Origin of the sequence: Bradyrhizobium sp. CCGUVB23 (genome assembly GCF_024199885.1) — a bacterium.
Classification (GTDB): domain Bacteria; phylum Pseudomonadota; class Alphaproteobacteria; order Rhizobiales; family Xanthobacteraceae; genus Bradyrhizobium.
Map to the genome: position 1 here is coordinate 4,422,064 of NZ_JANADQ010000001.1, position 20,295 is coordinate 4,442,358.

General features: G+C 59.7%; 13 protein-coding genes. 7 read left to right on the forward strand and 6 right to left on the reverse strand.

All coding sequences use genetic code 11. The annotated features are described in order from the left end of the window. Nucleotides 1-151: 151 nt before the first annotated feature. Nucleotides 152-367, reverse strand: coding sequence for an AlpA family transcriptional regulator (locus NLN62_RS20275; RefSeq protein WP_254109939.1), 216 nt, complete (start codon nucleotides 365-367; stop codon nucleotides 152-154). Nucleotides 368-495: 128 nt separating this feature from the next. Continuing rightward, complete coding sequence (traA, locus tag NLN62_RS20280) at nucleotides 496-3,471, reverse strand: Ti-type conjugative transfer relaxase TraA (RefSeq protein ID WP_254109940.1); 2,976 nt, start codon at nucleotides 3,469-3,471, stop codon at nucleotides 496-498. A 171-nt stretch (nucleotides 3,472-3,642) separates the two neighbouring features. Between traA and NLN62_RS20285 the strand changes: the two genes are divergently transcribed. Both NLN62_RS20285 and NLN62_RS20290 read left to right on the forward strand, forming a co-directional pair. Continuing rightward, complete coding sequence (locus NLN62_RS20285; protein WP_254109941.1) at nucleotides 3,643-3,969, forward strand: conjugal transfer protein TraD; 327 nt, start codon at nucleotides 3,643-3,645, stop codon at nucleotides 3,967-3,969. Between the two features lies 1 nt (nucleotide 3,970). Beyond that, entirely contained in the window at nucleotides 3,971-4,237 is a 267-nt protein-coding gene (locus NLN62_RS20290; RefSeq protein ID WP_254109942.1) for a conjugal transfer protein TraD, read from the forward strand. Between the two features lie 802 nt (nucleotides 4,238-5,039). Here NLN62_RS20290 and NLN62_RS20295 read toward each other — a convergent pair. Both NLN62_RS20295 and NLN62_RS20300 read right to left on the reverse strand, forming a co-directional pair. After that, nucleotides 5,040-6,707: an adenylate/guanylate cyclase domain-containing protein gene (locus NLN62_RS20295; RefSeq protein WP_254109943.1), complete on the reverse strand. Its 1,668-nt coding sequence runs from the start codon at nucleotides 6,705-6,707 to the stop codon at nucleotides 5,040-5,042. 733 nt (nucleotides 6,708-7,440) lie between these two features. Next, the gene (locus tag NLN62_RS20300; protein WP_254109944.1) at nucleotides 7,441-8,442 is read right to left on the reverse strand and encodes an ABC transporter substrate-binding protein; all 1,002 of its coding nucleotides are present in this window, start codon (nucleotides 8,440-8,442) and stop codon (nucleotides 7,441-7,443) included. Between the two features lie 2,372 nt (nucleotides 8,443-10,814). On the opposite strand from NLN62_RS20300, the gene NLN62_RS20310 reads away from it, so the two are divergent. Then, the gene (locus NLN62_RS20310; protein ID WP_254109946.1) at nucleotides 10,815-11,174 is read left to right on the forward strand and encodes a hypothetical protein; all 360 of its coding nucleotides are present in this window, start codon (nucleotides 10,815-10,817) and stop codon (nucleotides 11,172-11,174) included. An 82-nt stretch (nucleotides 11,175-11,256) separates the two neighbouring features. Here NLN62_RS20310 and NLN62_RS20315 read toward each other — a convergent pair whose 3' ends face one another. Both NLN62_RS20315 and NLN62_RS20320 read right to left on the reverse strand, forming a co-directional pair. After that, entirely contained in the window at nucleotides 11,257-12,132 is an 876-nt protein-coding gene (locus NLN62_RS20315) for an ABC transporter substrate-binding protein (RefSeq protein ID WP_254109947.1), read from the reverse strand. 703 nt (nucleotides 12,133-12,835) lie between these two features. Then, complete coding sequence (locus NLN62_RS20320) at nucleotides 12,836-13,819, reverse strand: ABC transporter substrate-binding protein (RefSeq protein WP_254109948.1); 984 nt, start codon at nucleotides 13,817-13,819, stop codon at nucleotides 12,836-12,838. A gap of 271 nt (nucleotides 13,820-14,090) precedes the next feature. On the opposite strand from NLN62_RS20320, the gene NLN62_RS20325 reads away from it, so the two are divergent. The 4 genes from NLN62_RS20325 (at nucleotide 14,091) to ltrA (ending at nucleotide 20,122) form a co-directional block, all read left to right on the forward strand. Further along, nucleotides 14,091-14,279: a hypothetical protein gene (locus NLN62_RS20325; protein ID WP_254109949.1), complete on the forward strand. Its 189-nt coding sequence runs from the start codon at nucleotides 14,091-14,093 to the stop codon at nucleotides 14,277-14,279. An 863-nt stretch (nucleotides 14,280-15,142) separates the two neighbouring features. Continuing rightward, complete coding sequence (locus NLN62_RS20330; RefSeq protein WP_254109950.1) at nucleotides 15,143-16,924, forward strand: adenylate/guanylate cyclase domain-containing protein; 1,782 nt, start codon at nucleotides 15,143-15,145, stop codon at nucleotides 16,922-16,924. Between the two features lie 580 nt (nucleotides 16,925-17,504). Further along, entirely contained in the window at nucleotides 17,505-18,236 is a 732-nt protein-coding gene (locus NLN62_RS20335; RefSeq protein WP_254109951.1) for an ABC transporter substrate-binding protein, read from the forward strand. Between the two features lie 386 nt (nucleotides 18,237-18,622). Further along, nucleotides 18,623-20,122, forward strand: a complete 1,500-nt coding sequence (gene ltrA, locus NLN62_RS20340) for a group II intron reverse transcriptase/maturase (RefSeq protein ID WP_371933003.1) — start codon at nucleotides 18,623-18,625, stop codon at nucleotides 20,120-20,122. Nucleotides 20,123-20,295 lie beyond the last annotated feature (173 nt).

Consider the following 20,295-nt stretch of genomic DNA (forward strand, 5'->3'; position numbering starts at 1 on the left):
AGCGTGACCGCTCCCAATCCGCCTTTGTCTACTTGGAGAGCCCAAACCGGGGCGGCGTCAGGCCGTCAAGGCCGAAGCCGCGAAGCGGGGGCGCGATAGCGCAATCCATTGCGGCTTGGTTCACCGTCGTCGGCAGCACGCGACGCCTGCCTTATCGAACCGCATCGAACTCGCGCTTCGGTCGCCATGCGACGGGGTCGGCCATCCAGCGGTTGATGTCGGACTCATGCCAGCCGCTCCCGTTGACGCTGATCCTGATCTGCGGCGGGAATGTGCCCTCGGCGATCTTGCGGTAGATGGTGGACCGAGACAGCCCAGTCCGGGAAAGAACGGTTCTCAAGCGGATGATACGGTCAGGTTCGCGCATGGCCGCACTGTCTCCTGCTGGCTGTTTCTGACGGCTTCTGAGACCAGACAGGACAAGCAGTTGCAGTTGGGCAAGAGGATTGTTCGACTCGTCATAGCGTGGCGTAGAGACGGCGGCAGATGGATGCATCAAATTCCGATGCCCCGGCCTCTGCCGATGTCGATCCCGTGAGTGAAGGCCAATTCCTGGCTGAGCCGGCGGCCTGATTCAAACGCGATGCCGAGATCCCGCTTGCGGTTGGCGAGGATGGATTCCAGTTGCGGATCGCGTTCGAGGTTTTTGGCCATGTCGCCCATCGCCGAGCGCGTCGCCTTGTAGCCGGACATGTCGCCAGCCTGATACTGGCGCCGGCTGGTGTGGTCGAGCGTCTGCCAGCGTTCCACGAAACGGTCAGCGCGGCGGCTCGGATTGGTGCGCAGTTCGGTTTCGAGCTGGAGCGCGCGGATGGCGCAGTTGATTCGTCCGCCAGCGGCCTCGCTGACAAGCTCAGGATTCTTCTTGTAGGCGGCTTCGGCGTCGTATGAGCCATGGGGCCGCACCTTCTCGAAGACCTTGCGGGCCTCCTGCAATTCCTTCAGCTGATCCGGGCTGGCCTTGCTTCCTCGCTCCTGCGTCTCGAAGATCGCATTGACGGCGCGGGCATGACGGACAAGCGCCTTCGAGCGGGCCTTACGCAGCGCCGCTTCAGGCTCTTCCACCACCTTCCTTTCCGGCGTTTCCCGTAGCGGCCTCCGCGCACTGTCCGTGCCAGGTACAGCTTCGGCAGACGGGCGCAGGCCATCGAACATGTTGCGCACCCTCTCGGGCACGACCTTTCGCACGATCTCGGCGACGCGCTCGCGAAACGTGATCCCACGCCGCTCGGCATAGTTTTGGGCCGGATCGGCGCGTTCGTAGTCCGAGGCCATATCCTTGGCCCGGTCGCGCGAGAGGGTGCGGACCAGCCGGTCCTGACTGGCAAAATCGTCACGGCCAAAATGCAGGTCCACGCCGTCGCGATGCCGCGACAGGGCGACATAGCTGCCATGGGCGTCCATGCCCGGTGTCGCCAGCACATGGACGCGGTCGACCGTCAAGCCCTGAGCCTTGTGAATGGTCGCGGCATAGCCATGGTCGATGCGGTTATAGTCCGTGAGGTCGAAGCGAGCGGTTCGGCCATCGTCGGTCTGCACGGTCATGGATTGCGCGCTGACCTGTTCGATGGTCCCAAGCGTGCCGTTCTTCACGCCGAGCCCGCGTTCGTTTTGCAGGAACATGACGCGGTCCCCGCTGGCGAAGTGGCGCTCGCCGCGCTCGACCGTAAGCCGCACCTCAACGCCCAGATCACCTGCAGCCCGCATCCGCTCCCGTGCGGCCTCGTTCAGCGCGCGCACTTCGTCATTGGTGTGGGTGAGAATGATCCGGCTGCGCTCCGGCGCTGCCTGCCGGTTGCGGTCCCAGCGGTCGATCAGATCGCCACGCGCCTGCTTGCGAGTCTTGGCCTCATGCACCATGCCGTGGGAGCGGTACGCTTCCAGCGCATCGCCGGTTCTGCCGGTCGCCAGATCGCGCGTGGCGTCCCGCTGCCAGTCCTCCCGTTGGCGGCGCACCTCGCCGATTTCCGCGCCGCCGTGTCGGTCATAAATCGACCGAAACGCCGCGCCCGCCTCGATGGATTGCAACTGCTTGACATCGCCGACCAGCACCACCTTGGCTCCGGCCTCAGCCGCATAGGACAGCACCCGTTCCAACTGCCGCGTACCGACCATGCCGGCCTCGTCGATGACAAGAACATCGCGCGAGGTGAGCAGGTCGTGGCCTTGTTCCCAGCCATGCTCCATGCCGGCGATCGTGCGGGACGATATGCCCGACCCGCTTTCGAGGTTTTCTGCCGCGATGCCCGACAGGGCAACGCCCCGGACCTCGTAGCCCGTCGCTTCCCAGGCCTCTCTTGCCACGCCCAGCATCGCGCTCTTTCCCGTTCCGGCATGGCCGACCACGACGCCCAAATCGTGCCCATCCGTGACAAGCGCCAGCGCGTCGGCCTGCTCGCCCGAAAGGACAAGACCGCGCGCTTCCGCACGTGCAAGAGCCGCTCGGCGATCCCTGTCATTCACCTCATGGCGTTCCCGTTCCGCCATCACCTCAGCGGCACGGTGCAGGCGCTGTTCCGCCTCGATCATGGCGCGGGTGGTGAACCGATCCTCGCCGCGAGCGTCATTGCCGAGTTCGACCAGATCGGACGCGCCGCGCATCGCGCGAATTAGTTTGTTGGACTGCTCCATCCCGTCACTGTGACGATGCGCGAACTTCTCCATGTCGCGCTGCGTGAAGGTCGATTGCTGATGCGTGATGGCGTCCAGTCCGAGGGAAGGATCGGCAATGATTCGCACGCCATTGCTGCGCGCGATCTCCCGGTGCAGCTCGGCGCGGTCGGCCTCGGTCCCTTCGCCCTCGATGCCCCGTCCCTCGATACGTTTGGCGGGCGCGCCGATCTGGCTTTGCGGCTCAAGCGCGATGCCCTGCGCTTCAAGACTGCGATGGTCGATGCGCGCATCGATGTCGAGTTCGGCCAGGCGTTCATTGGCAAGTTCGGCCCAGCGTTCACGCCAGCGTTCGACCATCTCGATGCGGTTCCAATCCCGCACCTTCGGACCGAAACCGTTCTCGTCCCCATCTACGTTCACTTGGCGCATGGTAAGCATGACGTGGGCATGGGGTTTGGCCAGGCCATCTTCGCCGATGTCCCGATGCACGTTGAGATCGGCGATCATGCCCCGATCCACGAATTCGCCCCGAGCGAAGTCGCGGGCCAGTTCGATGCCCTGCGCCTGACTCAACTCGCGCGGAATGGCGAACTCGACCTCGCGGGCAAGCTGGGCGTCCTTGCGGACCTCGAAGGCTTCGACATCGTTCCAGAGCCGTTCGCGGTCACCCCATGCTTCTGGCGCATGTTCGGGTAGCAGCACCTCGGAATGGACGACGCCGCGCTTGGCAGAAAAATCGTGGCTGCGATCAAGTCGCTCGTCGCGCAGCCGCGAACCCGAACGGTAGGCGGCCGACGCCACCGCGCTGGAGCCAGACTTGCGGCCAATGACCTTCACGTGAAGATGATAGATCGCCATCGCGATCGGATCAGTGGCACGGCAGAGCGCACGTCGGAACGACGTATAAGCGCGCCCTCCCTCGAAAAATTCTCGGGAGGGACTATCCCGTCTCACCTCGTCCTGACGACGTTGCAGCATTGTGCCGGGCGTTCAACTATCATCGCTCCATCAACACTTGTGGAGAATGTGATGCGCAAGCCGAGGGACTTTGATGCCGAACTGAAAGCACTTGGGGATAAGGCACGCGACCTCAAGGGCCGCAAAGTGCAGCAGCTCGGCGAACTGGTGATCGCAACCGGAGCTGACACCCTCAGCCCCAATGAATTGGCGGGCGCGCTGATCGTGCTGGCCGAGACAAAAGAAACCGGAAAGAGGGAGGCATGGGCCAAGCGCGGGGCCGCTTTCTTTCAGGGACGGTCGCGGCGATCTGCTCCGGCACCAGATCGCGACGTTGTTGTCGCTCCGGTGCAACCGGGCGGCGCGCAACCGGCACCAGGCCGCAAAGGCGCGGGATGACATGCGTGCATGGCAAGTTGATCGCCGCAGGCGCACGCGGCACCTCATCGAACTCGGCGGTCTGATCGTCAAGGCCGGGCTCGTCGAGCTGACCGGCGACGACCGCGCCACCATCTTCGGCGCGCTGCTCTGGATGGCCGATAAGCTCAAAAGTGATCAGGCAGACCAGGCGCGGGTGCTTTTGGCCGCAAAGGGGAAGCAAGCGTTTGAGGCGGACCCGGCGACACACAAGGGGAGAGATCAAACGGCTCCCGCAGCTCGTCGCTAATGCACGACAATGGCGTGTCAGCCGCAGCGACTACGTGCCCGGAGACGTTCGAGCAGCGATGGGCGTTGGAAGCGGGCGAGGGAATTCGCGATCCGTCAAATTCGCCTGCCGATCGGGCTACTGCACGTCTTTCGTCCGGCTGTAAATCGAGTGCCAGAAATCTTGATTATACTGAGCCGCAGTAGAAGGCCCTCCGCGGGTCTCGCACTAGTCTAAAGCCCGCGTGCGTGTAAACGCGACCCGGCGAGTAGCGGCTTAGCGGAGCCTCGTCTACCCCCTCTTGTAATATACCGAGCGATTTCGCCTACTCGTGTTCGTCGTAATCCACGACACGCCATATTCCATGAGCCGCCTCCAGCGTCCACGTCTCGGAGGCAGCAACTGACGAGCGAGCACGATACGTTCGGAAGCCGTCGGGTGTCCGTTAGCGCAAAAATCGGACAGGCGGTTCAGCCAGTATCATCCCTAGATCTCACAGCAACTAACGCTCAATAGCCCAATTCGGGATGGTCGATGCGCCGCGTGAGCGGTCGCTGTTCGACGCCGGTCGCTGTTCGATGCATTCGTTCGTATCGCGAGCCTGTCACCCGCCGCACAATTTCTCTCGCTCCTGTGCGGTTAGGAAGCGTGTATCCAGCGCTTTGGTCCAATCCCAGGAGCGCAAGGTGAAGGCTCGTTTGATGCAGTAGTATTCTTAGGGCGCGTGTTCTTAGATCTTCGTCGATGTCCGCTTCGGTCCCGACAGCGCCCGCATTTGTGCAGAAGCAGCAAATGACGCGAGGGGCCAATTGCCGAAGTCGGCTCATTCCGGCATTCCCGCCTTGCGCAAGGCATCCCCAACGAATGCCCGGGCTTCAGGCGTGTCATGGGGCAAGAAGTAGTTGGAAATGCGCCGATGAGGCCTGATCTGAAGCAGCCGTCTCATGGCATCTTGCGCTCCGTCACGGTCACCAGCAAGCACATTGGCAATCGCCAGCGCCGCCAGAGCTTCACCTTGGTTTGGCTGGTCGCGGACCGATTTTTCGGCCCGCGCGATAGCCTCCTGATAGCGACCCGCGGCAAGATGTGCGTACGCAGTCGCGGCTTCCATGGCGTGGAATGCAAAATCTAGCGGGCTCAGCCGCATCGCTCGCTCGAGGTGCTCGATCGCCAAGTCGGGCTGGCCGAGAAAAAGCCTCACCCAGCCGCTCAGATTCCACGATCGGGCAAGGTTGGGATTGAGCAAGAGTGCTTGATCGACAATAGCCGCGCCTTCCCTCACCTCAGTCTTCGTCCGGGCGAAAAAGGCTAGAGTAGATCCACCCCAGGCGAGCGAAAAGCCATCATCCCTTCCAAACTTGATGGCTTCGCGCGAAAGTCTCCTGGCTTCATTCAGCTCGCAATCCGGCATGCGGCCGACCGACCAGCGCCAAACGTAGCAATAGGCCGCGAAGGCGTAGGCTTGAGCATATTCCGGGTCGAGCTCCATCGCCCGATACAACAGCCGGAGCGCTTCTTCGTGGCTCTCGTCTGTCCATCGGTAAATAAGGTCCGAGGCGCGCAAGAAGCAGTCGTAGGCGTTTAGATCTGCTGGCGCCTTGCGCTTGACGCGCGCCATCTCGGCCGCCAGCAGCTTCGGGTCGATAGCTCCGACAACGCCGCTCGCCACCTGATCCTGAAGCTCAAAAATGTTTTCGAGCATGCCGTCGAAACGGTCGGCCCACAAATGCGCACCCGTTGTCGCATCAATCAATTGTCCCGTGATGCGCACCTGGTTGCCCCACTTCCGCACGCTACCTTCGAGCAGGTAGTGGACGCCAAGTTCACGGCTAACCCGTTTCACATCGACCGCGCGCCCCTTGTAGGCAAACGTCGATGTGCGCGCGACGACGAAAAGCCAATGAAACCTGCTGAGCGCGGTGGTGATCTCCTCGACCATACCATCGGCAAAATACTCTTGCTCTGGATCTCCACTCATATTCTGGAAGGGCAGGACCGCGACGGACGGTTTGTCTGGCAAAGGAAGTGGGGTGGCGGCCTCTGCCGGCGACTTAGTGGTTGTCGCAGCCGAATATGCAGCCGAGCGCACGGCATAAATCCGCACCGGCCCGACGATATTCTTCAGCGATTTTTCGCCGACATCATCGAACGCAAAAGCCGTCTTCCCGCGCACCTGGCGATAGGCATCATCCGAAAGATAAATGCCTCCCGGCTCGCATTCATTCTCGACGCGAGCGGCCACGTTTACGCCATCGCCAAAGTCGCTGTCGATGATAATATCGCCAACGTTTATTCCAACCCGGAACTGAATGCGAGGGCCGCTGCCGTCGGCCGTTCGCTCCGCCATCTTCTCCTGAACCTCAACCGCGCAGGTCACCGCATCCACGGCGCTGGCGAACTCGACGAGCATGCCGTCGCCGGTGGTCTTGACGATCCGCCCGTGATGCTGGGTGATGGCGGGATCGATGACTTCGCGGCGGTGCGCCTTCAAGCGGCGAGCGTGCCGACCTCATCAGCGCCCATCAAACGCGAGTAGCCCGCGACATCGGCCGCGAGGATGGCTGCAAGCCGGCGTTCGACCCGCGCCTCGGCCATGTGGTGCGCTCCGGTCCAGGGTGGAGGCAAGTCTATGTCTCGGAACCCGAACCTGTCTATCGAGTTCGCGATGTCGGCTCCGGGGCAGACTCGGAAGTCTCTACCAGCGCGAACGTAGTCCGTTTTCCTCCAGCAACCGACGTAGACCCGACACAGCCAGTTCGTCAGGTGAATGTCGGCTTCCGGGGATGGAATAGCTCTTCGACGGACTGTTTCGGGTCCTTGATCTGAGAGCGGTCCTTGCGATCGTTCTTTTGTGCTTCGAGCTTCTGTAGGAAACGGAAACGCGGCGATCGGGTCGCATGCCCTGATCGGCCGTGCTTGGTCATACCAAAGCCCTTTTTGGCCGCTGTGCGTCATTTGGCGGTGCCTTGGCTTGGCCGGCGATCTCCTAAGTTGGATCGCAGTCGCTCGAAGTTGACCGACCGCAAGCCCGGACGGGTGACGCATGGAAGACTACACCAATCCCTCAGACGAGCAAGTCGCCGAGGCTGGCTGATAGCAAAGGCGTATGGTCCGCTCGGTCAAAGCGGCTGTGGATGCGACTGTGGATCGATGTCCGGCGTACCGCTGACAGCGGAAGTGACGACCATCATTGGCCTGTTCGGCTCCGGGCCCAATAGGCGACATCACTCGATCACCTCGTCGGCGCGGGCGATGAGCGAGGTTGGGACCGTCAGGCCGATTTCTTTGGCCGTCTTTAGGTTGATGACCAGTTTGAACCGAGTCGGCTGCTCAACGGGCAGCTCGGCCGGTTTGCCTCCCTTCAGAATCTTCGAGACGTAGTTGGTCGCTAACACTGCCATTTCCGGAAGGTCGGGACCGTAGGAGATGAGACCGCCCGCGTAGACACCTTCGCTGAAGGAATGCAGCACTGGGACCCGCTCTCTGCGCGAAAGCTCGGCCAAGAGCTTCGCGTAGGCGATCGAGCGCTGCTCGGTCAGGACGACGAGGCCATCCGGGCGATCGGTCGCAAAGGAGGAAAAGGCGGTCTCGATGTCTTCGGCCGTGCGGAATTGAACAGCTTTGGCGTCAAGATACAACTCCTTCGCGAGCTCGACAGCGCGAGCGGCCTCAGGTGGCTTACTGACGTTTTCCGGGTTGTAAAGGACCACAAGGCGGGAAGCAGACGGCAGAAGCTCGCGAAATACCGCCAGGCGCTTCGGCAGAAGCTCGGAGGTGATACAAGTCACGCCGGTAATATTGCCGCCTGGATGGGCGAGGCTCGCGACGAAGCCGGTGGTGACCGCATCGCACGCAGACATAACGATGGGAATGGTGCGCGTCGCGTTCTTGGCTGCCACAATCGCCTCGTCGCCGGACGCCATGATGACATCCACTTTCGCGTTGACGAGTTCGCGGGCGAGGCGCGGCAGCTCTCCCGGACGTCCGCCGGCAAAGCGATATTCGATATTGACGTCCTTGCCCTCGGACCATCCGAGCTCTTTCATGCGCTTTTGGAAAAAAGTTGACGGAGTGGCGGCGCCAAAACCAAGGTACCCGACTTTCGGAAGCCGCTCTGTTTGCGCAGCAGCCAGCTCAAGATTTCCGAGTAGCAGAACAGCGGCGACAAGTGGAGCCGACAAGGGACCGAGCCATTTTAGCTTGAGGGTTCGAAGCGATATGTCCACAATCCCCTCCTTGTCAGCTCGGAAGTGGCGCTAACTATGCATATATGAGCCCTTGTGGACGCGCTGGGCTCTGGCGAAAATACCATATCTTAGTGCGCCCGAAGACTGGAATGTGGATGCTGGTCGCGCTGAGCTTCTAAAGCCCGCCGACGTGTAAGCTAGAGGCAACGGTTGCCCCATGTTGCCAGCGTGATGGCGAAAAAACGATAGCTCGCGTTGGGAGACGTTAGCGAACGTTAGCGTCGCATGTCGGCGTGCAGAAAACAGAGAAACCGACGTTCGTGGATCAATCTAGTTACCCGCTAGTTACCCGTACAACCTGGGCGGGGCCCGAGAAGCGGTGGATTTATTCGCAACGAGCCGACTCGACCTACGGTTTATATAACCGCGGGTCGAGGGCCACCGGGGGTAAGGCGATTGAATCAAGGATCTGCTCGTTCTGTAAACGTGCGAGGTGACGGGCGGCTTAGCGGAATTCATCTACCCTCTCTTGTAATATACCGAGCGATTACGCCTACTCGTATCTTCGTCTTCTAGTGTCCGACAGAAGCGATAAGCCCGTTCAGTACCCGTCATACCCGTCTCCAGAACAAAACCGACGAGCAACAACGATAGGTTCGGAAGCTGTTGGATGTCAGTCACCAAGAAATCGATCACGCGCTGGAGGAAGCCGGCGTCGTCTGTCGTAGATCTCCCGATAGTGCACGCTGAATCGCTCAATTCAGGTACGTTGATTGTAGTTCGATGCGTTCGCTCCTATCCTCCTATCGCAAATCTCTTGCTGTCCTTTGTTTTTTGAAAGCGCCTGTTCTCGGTACGATATCTCTTTGAACGAACGTGTATGACCGGAAAGTGCGCCGGGCCCGGGTACCTTGGCTCTTTCGCGGTTCTGCCACGAAGCGCGGCGGCGCAGGGAAGGCGCAGGGAGTGTGTTCGACCTCGCCCGCCTCCTCCTAGCCCCTCTCTCAGTAAACGAGCCGGTGCGCTTCTAAAGCCCGCCGGCGCGTAAGCTAGAACGGGGGTTACCTCTTTTCCCTATCGTCGGCGGCTATCTCAAAAATGATACCGCGCCTCAACGAGCGCTCTCGGTGCTTATCGGTTCTCTCCGGGCGGAAAGAAGCGAAGCGTCATATCCTGCTTAGTAGCTCGGGGCGACGCGGTTGATCAGATCGCCGCTTGTTGGCGAGCTAGGAAAATTCTGAACCTGTTCGCGGAGAGCCAAGCGTGTCGCTCTTGAAAGTACGGTTGGTACCGGAAAGCAAATATCTGGCCTGAAATCGCAAGCCTTATCACCGCGTGTCCGATATAGGGTTGGGTGCCGCAAGATAGCGTGTTGGCTTCCCACAGTCCAACCGATGAACCGTTACGACATCATATTCATGCTGTCTGTCACTTGGTTCGCTGTGTTCAGCGCACTGATGATTTGGGTATTCTTCTGGCGCAATGAAAGACGTTCAAGTCCAACTGGAAAAAGCTGCGAACGGATGCCGTCGAATGGGCACTGATCCGCGACCTCGCGACTGATCCGAAGAAGCGTGAGCTTTTCACAAGGTGATTCTCTGGTGCTGGCGTCGGAAGTCTAGCGCGTGATCGTTGCGGATCCGCAAAGCACGGTCTGATGTTGCGCCTTGTTTCGTGTGCATTTGGAGCAGAGGCATGCAAACTCGCTACCCCACATTCAAGCGTTGGACAGCCGAAGACCACGAGCGGCTTAGAGTCCTGGCCGCATCGGGTCATCGTCCCGACCGAATTGCCCACGAATTGCAAAGGACCGAGGCAGCCGTGCGATCGCGCGCGTGGCAGTATAACATTGCCCTGCAGAAAAAGCAGAATAGCACCTAGGCTATAGGTCGGGCGAGAAAGTACCGATGCGCCGGAGAGGGGCGGACTGCCCCGTATTAGCGATGAAGCGGGGTAATGCCCGTGGAGCAAAGGGGGCAGGTCATCGCCATTGGATCGGGTCAACCAGCAATCGGAGGAACTCTATTGTCAATGGAAGGCGGCAGCCTTCATGCGATGATACGAGCCGGATGACGCGAGAGTGTCAGGTCCGGATCTGTGAGCGGCTCGGGTTGAAATTCCCGGGCCGACTCGGCAAAAGCAGTAGTGCATGCGAGCATGAATCGGCGTCCGGTATACCTGCTAAAGCAGACCTATCCACACTCATGACGCCCAGTGGTCCGGCGGCGAACCAATCCCCCATCCATTGACAATCTGACAACCGGCAGCGCCCCGCGCTTGAACAGGGCTGTGCCTCATCTGACCCGCCGCTGCGATCGCAACGCCCGACAGGAAAGCTGGCTGATCTACTACGGCGATGCCCAGGTCGCGAGCATCGGCCTGCGCGCAGGCAATCCGACCGAGAGTGACCCGTGGCAATGGCGGTGCGGCTTCTATCCCGGATCACGTCCGGGGCGAATGCACTACTCGAACCGGCTTGTTTCCACGCGACCACTTCCTATCTGGAGCGTATGCAACTCTCCGACGTCCACGACCACGCAATCCAAGCCCGAATGGCGCTCATCGTCGGCGCAAGGATCTTCGACCGTCTGTTCGCGGGCGTGCGCTTCGATGAGGTCGATGGTGACATCCTGTTCGTCTACGCGAAGAACGAGGACACGGCGGCGAAAATCGAGCACGAATTCGCCCTGCATATTTCGATCGTCGCATCCAAGATACTGGAGTGCGAGATTAACATCGTGATGGTGTTGCCAAGGCAGCTCGTAAGTTAACGGCTGGATGTACGCGAGGGGTCCGAGGGCAGACGGCGGGTTATCTTCTCGGCGTAGTAGGCCAGAAGCGGAAACTCGCGGTTCATTCGATCACTCGGTCTGCGCGCGCCACAAAGGCAGGTGACAATTCGAGGCCGATGGCTTTCGCTGTTGCGAGGTTGATGACCAACTCGAACTTGGTTGGCTGTTGCACTGGAATTTCTGCGGGGCTTTCACCATTGAGAATGCGCTTCACGTAGGCGGCGGCTCCAGTATAGAGCGGTCGCCACTCCGCCGCGTAAGACATCAATGCACCAATCGTCACGAATTGATCGGCGGGTGCAAGTGTCGGGAGCTCATGCTTGCGCGCAAGCTTGGCGATGCGCTTCGCTTCGATGAAATACATTGGCGTTTGCGATATGATTGCTCCATCAAATCCGCGCTCCTTGATCTCCGCAAAAGCGGCCTCAAGCCGGTCCGCGTCCCTGCATTCGACGGGCACTACCGTCATGTCGAACGCTTTCGCTGGAACAACATATTCCTGCACTTGTCTTTCGGTTTCCTTCGCAGTCGGTGAATTCAGAAGAAGGGCGATACGTGACAGTTTTGGCACGGCTTCTCGAAAGAGCTGAACTCTCTTGGAAACGACATCGTATCCCATCGACGAGAGGCCGGTGAGGTTTCCGCCGGGACGAGCGAGAGTGGCGACCAGTCCTGCCGCGACAGGATCGAGTATCGGAAGAAAAACAATCGGGATCGAGGATGTCGCCCTTTGGCAAGCCAGGGCCGAATGTAGTGAAATCGCGAGAACGACATCAACCTTGATCCGAACGAGATCTTCGGCAAGAGCCTTAAAGCGTTCAGGCTGTTCATCGGGATAGCGCTCCTCGAACAGGACGTTCTTGCCGGGGACGTAACCAAGATCCGTGAAACCTTGCATCACCCATTCGTAGTAGACGCCGCCATAGTTCGCCCACAACCGGTACCTTCTTCGATGCTTGCGCCTTTGGCAGACACACCGCAGCGGTAATGGCCGTCAGGATGAAATCGCGTCGCTTCATATCCAAGGCCCCGAGGCTCCGGTGGATAGTATCCGCTCCAATCCGTCGAGCAAGCAGTTGGGTAGTCCGATCAGGGTCGATTCTGTTGAAAAAGGCCTTTGTCGCGAGCATGCCCATTTTCTGAAGACTTCTGATGCGTTTGACGCAGCGGGACGTGGGGGATCGCGTCAACCTAGTCAGGATCGCTAGGTGATCTTCCTAGCTTTACTACGAAGGCTTTTCTTGCCGGAGCTCGCTCTAAGTTAATTTCAGCGATGTTTTTGCCGTGGCGTTACTTTCGCCTTTTTCAACAGAATCGGTCACAAGCGGCCGTTGAGGCAAGCGCGGCCCGCCGACAGCCGGCATCACAATGGCTAAGCGCTGTTCGGCTTGGGGCCGATTCCGTTGAAAAAGTCCCATGTGGCGCGCACGCCGATTTTCTAAGGGCTACCGGTGCGGTCGACGCCGTTAGACAGTGGGGACCACGTCAATCTACACTGGATCGCTCTGTGGTCTTCCTAGCTTTGCCGTGAAGGCTTTTCTTTCCGGAATTCGCCCTGAGCTGATTTCAGCAAGATTTTTGCGCTGGTACTCTTTTCGACTTTTTCAACAGTATCGGCCACGTGAGGACGTATGGCGCCGCTAATCGATCACCTCATCGGCCCGCCCAAGCAACCCGAGCGGAACTGTAAGGCCAAGCGAGTTTGCAGTTCTCGCGTTGATGACAAGCTCTATCTTTGTAACTTGCTGCACGGGCAGGTTCTCAGGTTTTTCGCCCCTCAGTACGCGCCCAACAAAATCGCCAACTTGGCGATAAGCGTCGGTGTAGTTTGGCCCGTAGCTTATCAAGCCACCTTCTGCGGCGTATTCGCGAATGAAATACATCGCGGGTAATCTGTAGCGAGCCGCCAGCGCAATTATCTTCTGACGGTTGTTCAAGAATACAGCATCGCTATGCACAATTAGCGCGCCAGCGCCTTCACCTTCCGCCTTTGCGAAACTCTCATCGAGATCACTGGCACCGGCTACGTTAAGGAAGATCAATTTCACGCCGATCGCTTCTGCCGTTTGTCGCAAGTTTTCGTAGGAGAGATCTCCCGATTTGATGGCGGTTTGAGTGTAGAGGAATGCAGTGGTCTTTGCTGTCGGGACCAGTTCGTGAAGGAGCTCCAGCCGCTTGAAGATCAAATCCGGAGCTAGAATAAACACGCCGGTGATATTGCCACCCGGTCGGTTCAGGCTGTTCACAAAGCCGCTTGCGACCGGGTCAAAGCCGGTAAAGAAGATGACGGGGGTCGATGTGGTCGCAGCTCTGGACGCAGAAGTTGCTGGCCCGGACATCGCAACAATGACGGTTACCCGGCGCTGTACGAGGCCAGCGACTAGCGCAGGCAGCCGATCCAACTGATCGTCTGCGCCGTGGTACTCAATGGTCAGATTGCGTCCTTCGACATAACCCATTTCTGCCAGCCGAGCTTTTGCCGCCGCAAAATTCATTCGACCGGCTTGAGGTGATCCGCTTCCAAGAACGCCCACGACTGGTGAAGCTTGCTGCCCTCGCGCCGCGGGTAACCACAGCGCGGCGCTACCAACCGTCAGGATGAAGTTGCGTCGCTTCATATCCATCGCCCCTAGGCTCCAGCTGATGGTATCCGTTCCATTCCGTCGGGCAAGCGGGTGCAGGTCCGCTGCCGGTTAGCGGCGGTCGAGGCAAGTCCGGCCCGCCGTCTCACCGCCGACTGGCGGCGTGACAAGGCTTGAGCGCTGTTCGGAAGACTTGGAGCCAACAGGCTGTGTATTTTCGCGCGCATATTAACGCCGCGCGCCAATTGGCGGCGACCCGATGACATGCAATAATCCCCGAATACTTGATCAAGTTTAATGAGGCAATTGCGTCATGGGTATTGAAGGGCTGAGCGACGAAAGCGTTTTGCGTCTGTACGAAAACATTAAGCAGCAGGTCTCGGCTGACAATTTCAATGGAGGCCGTCACCGCCTGATAGGTGAGGCCGCCAAGCAGCAGGCCGAGCGGCTGCGAGAAGAAATCGACCGCCGACGCTTGCGGTACAGTCCCATAGACTGGTGAGTCTGGGTGCCCTTCACCGACCCGTAAATTTCTCAAGTGGTCCGACCGTCGTCGGTCGGGGAGCGGTCGCTTGCCATGCGAACCCATGACGATACCAAGCTACCTCCGGCGTGCGAGAAGTGCGCGTGCGAGATGATGCCGGTGGGACGATTGCCGGCAATCGGAAATCGCAGACCCGTCCAGGTCTACAAGTGCCTTCCCTGCCGCCGGATCACCTCAGTGCCCGTGAGCTGTTGAGTGCAAGAGCCGGAAGAGCCGATCCGGCATCCATTGCGGTTGGTGGGTTGCTGTAGTGCGTCGCAACAACCTCAATGGATCGCGGGGGCTTAACCGGGGGTTGTCGGTGCTGCGCCGCGGATTTTTGAGTCAAATCAATCGAGGTAGGCGGCTAAAGCGACCGCCTGCCGCCCAACTAAAACGCGGGCGCCGGCGGCGGCGCTGCTCGCGGCCGCAGCCGACGTGAATGAATAAACCGGAATGTTGCCTTGTGGCCACTCGCGCTATTTGCTGCGTCTGCTCGATGCGGGCGCCATCGGGACCGAAGCGGACATCGATCGGTAGCGAGCACTGCCCGGCTCAGTCGCGAAAGACCCACAAGAGACATTAGCTCCGACTGACAGCCCTACCGTCGAGCTTTTACGGTTCACGCTGCTGGCGTGGCGTTCGACGCCTGTGTTGGACCTTGATCCGGCGCTTTGGGCGATCGTTGAATGGCGTCGTGGAAGCGAATGCCGCTTGGCAGCGCTCACCAGGGAGACTGGCTGATGTCCGGCCTCCGCAACGTCTGCCCTGCTACAAGACCCACTGCTAGCGCCCGCTACGCAAGGCGCGTAGACTGTGCTCTAGCCATCCGGGAGCTCAGCATGGGCACGGAGCGCCTAGAGCGACGGCTCACAGCCATCCTCGCCGCTGATGTCGCGGGCTACACTAGGCTGACTGGCATGGACGAGGAGGGCACGCACCTTCAGTTGAAGGAACATCTGCGTGTTCTCGTTGATCCCAAGGTCGGCGAGCATCGAGGACATGTTGTCAAGAACACTGGCGACGGAATATTGGCCGAATTCAACAGCGTAGTCGACGCCGTGCGCTGCGCCATCGACGTTCAGCGCGGCATGGCTGAACGCAATGCCAGTCTGCCGCAGGAGAGGAGAATCGAGTTCCGCATTGGCATCAATGTTGGTGATGTCATCATAGATGGCGGTGACATATTCGGTGATGGAGTAAACGTAGCGGTGCGTCTGGAAGGTATCGCGGAGCCGGGCGGCATCTGTGTTTCGACACCAGTTCGGGAGTACGTACGAGGCCAATTCGAGGTTTCCTTTGAGGACGTAGGCGAGCAATGGCTCAAGAACATTGATAGACCAGTACGTGCCTACGCGATCAAGATTGGTGCGCAGGCCTCGCTTGCGCCAAGCAACGGCATGCCCCCTGTACCGAGCGTGCCACGCCTTTCCATGGTCGTGCTGCCGTTTGTCAATCTCAGCGGCGATCCAGGGCAGGATTATTTCGTAGATGGCGTCACCGAAGACCTTACCACAGAGCTATCCCGACTCGCCGGCTCCTTCGTGATCGCGCATAGCACTGCCTTTACCTTCAAGGGCAAGTCGGTGGACGTAAAGCAGGTCGCGCGTGAACTCGGCATTCGCTACGTGATTGAAGGCAACGTCCGAAAGACGGGTCAGCGCGTGCGGGTTGGCGTCCAGCTGATCAATGCCGGAACCGGTGCTCATCTATGGGCTGATCGATTCGATCGAGAAATTTCAGAGCTTCTCGAGCTGCAGGATGCAATCACCGTCGAGCTCGCGCACGCGCTCGACGTGCAGCTTATCGAAGCCGAGAGCCGTCGCAGCGAGCGTTCGACAAACCCAGATGCGGTAGACCTGGTGATGCGCGCTCGCGCACATCTCTACCACGGTGTGTCTCGCACAAACTCCGTCGCGGCGATTCAGCATTATAGAGCGGCGTTGCAACTCGCCCCTGACGACGTTCGGGCGCTAGCAGAGTTGGCGGACGTGCTAGCAAGTAACATCGCGAGCTTGTGGAGCGAAGCGCGCGATGAAGACCTGCGTCAGGCTGAGGCCATGTCGGCACGGGCTCTGGCCCTGGATCCATCTGACGCGTACTGCCACCACGTCGTGGGGATCGTGCTTTCTCTACAACGGCGCTTCCGGGAAGCTATCGACGAATTCGAAGCGGCGATCCGGCTCAACCCGAATTTGCACTTCGCGCACTGTGGCCTTGGTTCTGCGAAGGTTCTTTCGGGTCTCGGTGAAGAGGCCCTGGTACATTTCACCGACTTCATCCGCCTCAGTCCACGCGACCCGTTTCTGTTCCGAGGGTACAGCGGCATTGGCTGGGTCCAATTTCTGCTTGGCGACGATGTCAGAGCAATTGCGATGCTGCGCAAGGCGATTGGCTTGAGCCCAAACTATTCTTTGGCTCACCTATGTCTCGCTGCCGCTCACGGCATGCAGGGTCACGCCGACGAAGCGGACGCTGCACTCGTCAACTATCTCCGGACTGGCCCGTCCGCTCGGACGATTCGCGAACTACAATTGCTTCGTCCATCCAAGAATCCATCTTACCTGGCAAGGTGCGAAAGATTATACGAAGGGTTGCGCAAGGCGGGGATGCCGGAAAGGTGAACCCGCTACGCCGGACCGCCGTTGAATCGCGTGCGATTGTCGAAGAATAGTCCTACAGGGATAGCACACAGGAACGGCCGCTTCTGGGCCCTTCGCGACATAACGACCTTGGTCGCTAACAGGGCATAGCGGAAATCGACAGGCCGCCGTCTATTGCAGAGGGCGACGCTCGTGACCCCATTTCGGACATAGCGGCCCTTGTCTTCGGTTCGTGTGTCCGCTTCAATAATTGTAGGCGGCGCAGGGTGGGGCTCGATGGTACCACCGATACCGACCCAGTCGCGACGAGGTGATTTTGAATGAGACGGCGGGAGTTCATTCGGGATTTCAGCTTATGGGGCGCTGCAACTGCAGGGGCCGCCCTACTGCCTTGCCGAAACTCAACGGCACAATCTGAGATCAAGCGTCCGTTAATCGCCTGGGCTGGTGCACCGCCCCCGGGGAGGAGCCTTCCACCATTCATGGTCGAGTCGACCTTTAACAACTTCATGCGCGGCCTGTCTGACGCCGGTTATGTTCAAGGACGCAATATCAACGTGGTCCGGCGGGCCGAAGTGCTTCCCGACCGCGCATCGAGGAGATGATCCTCAAACTCTCGCCCGACATTGTCCTCGCGCCTTCGACATTGGAAGCGGTCGCTGTGCGCAAAGCGACGTCGAGCATACCGATCGTTTGCCCTGCACTCGCTGATCCCGTCCACTTAGGGCTGATAGCCAGCGAAGCTCGCCCCGGGGGCAACGTTACAGGGATTGAGCCATACGTTGCGGGCCTGCCAACCAAACAGATCGAACTTGCACGGGAAATCGTCCCCAACGCGAGGCGTGTCGGCTTGCTCACAAACTTGGCTGATCCAAAGGGGCCCCCTCAAATGGGGGACTTAAGAGGGGCTTGCCGAACACTCGGACTAACCGTGGTCGAGGCGGACGCCAGTAGTCCTGACGACATTTCCGCCGCCCTTGGTACTCTTGCACGCGAACAGGTCGATGTGGTCGTCGTGCGCCAGACAAGTTTCTTGCTTTTTTCTAGCGAGCGGATTGCAGCTTTCGCGCGGGAGGAACGGCTACCGACCGTTTTTGGATACCGCGAACATGTCGCGATGGGTGGCTTGGTCAGCTATGGCGTTGATCTGCGCTGGTGCTATCGGCGCGCCGCCTATTTCGCCGACAAGATACTGAAGGGCACACGCCCCGGTGATCTTCCGATCGAATTTCCAAGCAGATTTTGGTTGGCGGTCAATCTCGGTACGGCCAAGCTTCTTGGCAGGCAACTTCCGACGCCGCTATTGACGCGCGCCGATGAGGTCATCGAGTGACAGCTGACGTAGCTTATTGGCCCAAAACGGAGTGCGCCAGGAAAGCTGGCAAAGAATAGGAGGTGAAAGTCCCCCATGGGGTAAGGACTAGCCATCCACCCCGACCCCGAGTGATGCGCGGCGTCCCGCAAGGGCCGACGTGAAGCGTTCACAGGGGAGACCACGGGCCAAGCATTGAGCTGCGAAACGGGTCTAATTTCGAGGTGCCGATCTCGTTCCGTTGAAGAGAAGGCTGCATCGTCCCATGGCGAATGGCTTGCATGGGAAGAACCTCGCGCAGTCGGAGACCTTGTGCACGTGGAGAAGTTCTTTGCACGGAACCTGGGAAGTCTCATCCGTGTCCGGACAGGCAAGCCGGGCCGGTTCATGAAGGCAACAGCCGAACGATGAACATGCACGCGGATGAGAATTCGGACGGGGTTATAGTACCCGAGAAGCGACCGAACAAAGAGGGCTTGCCCTCCGCGGAGGCCGTGGAGGGAAGGACCCCGCCCAAGGGAAACGGCGGCGAGACGGCCGCGGCCCGGACACTGCGCCGGGACACCGCGTCGAACGGACTCATCGCCGTGCGCCAAGCGGCGCGACAGAGCAAGAGTGTACGGTTCACTGCGCTGCTGCATCACATCACCGTCGATCTCCTGGAGCAGAGTTACTGCTCACTTGAGCGAGACTCGGCGCCAGGTATCGACGGCGTGACGTGGCAGGCCTACGGAGAAGGCCTCGAAGAGAAACTGACGGACCTGCACGATTGCATACACAAAGGCAGCTACCGCGCCCGCCCGGCCCGACGGACCTACATCCCGAAGGCGGATGGATCTCAGCGGCCACTCGCCATCTTGTGTGTAGAGGACAAAATCGTCCAACAAGCGGTCGCGACAGTCCTAGAAGCCATCTACGAGGAAGACTTCGTCGGCTTTTCCTACGGATTCCGACCGGGACGCGGGCAGCACGATGCGCTGGACGCCCTGCACGTCGGTATCCTCAGGAAACGAGTGAACTGGGTGCTAGACGCGGATATCCGGGGCTTTTTCGATGCCATGTCCCACTCATGGACACTCCGCTTTCTCGAGCACCGTATCGCGGACAAGCGCATCCTGCGCCTGATTGCGAAGTGGCTCAAGGTCGGCATCATTGAAGATGGACGCGTGACGCGCAGTCAGTGCGGCGCTCCGCAAGGGGCGGTGATCTCACCAACGCTTGCGAACGTCTACCTGCACTACGTGTACGATCTGTGGGTCCACAGATGGCGCCAGACCAAAGCGACCGGCGACATGATCGTCGTGCGTTTTGCCGATGATACGATCGTCGGTTTTGAGCATGAGCACGAGGCAAAGGCCTTTCTGCAGGACTTGCACGAAAGAATGCGCTCGTTCGAATTGGCATTGCACCCGGATAAGACCCGACTGATCCGCTTCGGTCGCCGCGCGGCCAAGCAACGTGAAAGACGTGGGGAAGGGAAGCCCGAAACATTCGATTTTTTGGGCTTTACCCACTTCTGCACGCGATCATACAAGTGGGGCTCATTCGTCATCGGGCGCAAGACGATCAAGAAGCGCATGCGAGCCAAGCTCAAGGCGATCAAGATGGAGTTGCGCAAACGTATGCACGACCCCGTCGCGAAAACCGGAGCTTGGGTGAAGCAGATGCTGCAAGGGCATCTGAACTACTATGCGGTCTCGGGTAACCACCCGAGCATGTGGTGGTTCTGCAATCAGGTGCGAAGGCTCTGGCTTACGACGCTTCGGCGTCGGAGTCAGAAGGCTGATCTGTCCTGGGAGCGCTTCATCCGCCTCGTCGATCGCTTCTTTCCGCCAATCAAGACACTACACCCGCTGCCCTGTCACCGCTTCGACGCCAAAACCCGAGGGAGGAGCCCGGTGCGTTAGCAGCGCTCGCCGGGATCTGGGTGGGGGGCGAGGAGCAATCCTCGTCCCTACCACGACCCTGCTGGGCCGACCTGACTATGTCCGTTGATGGGGGGTAGAGCGGAAGTCGGCGGTACGCGGTCAAACCGACGCGATTGACCCACAAGAGACATCCGCGCAGAGACAGAACGAAT

What these genes read in the sequence shown, in the direction of transcription:
- NLN62_RS20275 (WP_254109939.1), bottom strand. Translation starts at nt 367, where the DNA reads ATGCGCGAACCTGACCGTATCATCCGCTTGAGAACCGTTCTTTCCCGG.
- traA (WP_254109940.1), bottom strand. Translation starts at nt 3,471, where the DNA reads ATGGCGATCTATCATCTTCACGTGAAGGTCATTGGCCGCAAGTCTGGC.
- NLN62_RS20285 (WP_254109941.1), top strand. Translation starts at nt 3,643, where the DNA reads ATGCGCAAGCCGAGGGACTTTGATGCCGAACTGAAAGCACTTGGGGAT.
- NLN62_RS20290 (WP_254109942.1), top strand. Translation starts at nt 3,971, where the DNA reads ATGCGTGCATGGCAAGTTGATCGCCGCAGGCGCACGCGGCACCTCATC.
- NLN62_RS20320 (WP_254109948.1), bottom strand. Translation starts at nt 13,819, where the DNA reads ATGGATATGAAGCGACGCAACTTCATCCTGACGGTTGGTAGCGCCGCG.
- NLN62_RS20325 (WP_254109949.1), top strand. Translation starts at nt 14,091, where the DNA reads ATGGGTATTGAAGGGCTGAGCGACGAAAGCGTTTTGCGTCTGTACGAA.
- NLN62_RS20330 (WP_254109950.1), top strand. Translation starts at nt 15,143, where the DNA reads ATGGGCACGGAGCGCCTAGAGCGACGGCTCACAGCCATCCTCGCCGCT.
- NLN62_RS20335 (WP_254109951.1), top strand. Translation starts at nt 17,505, where the DNA reads ATGATCCTCAAACTCTCGCCCGACATTGTCCTCGCGCCTTCGACATTG.
- ltrA (WP_371933003.1), top strand. Translation starts at nt 18,623, where the DNA reads ATGAACATGCACGCGGATGAGAATTCGGACGGGGTTATAGTACCCGAG.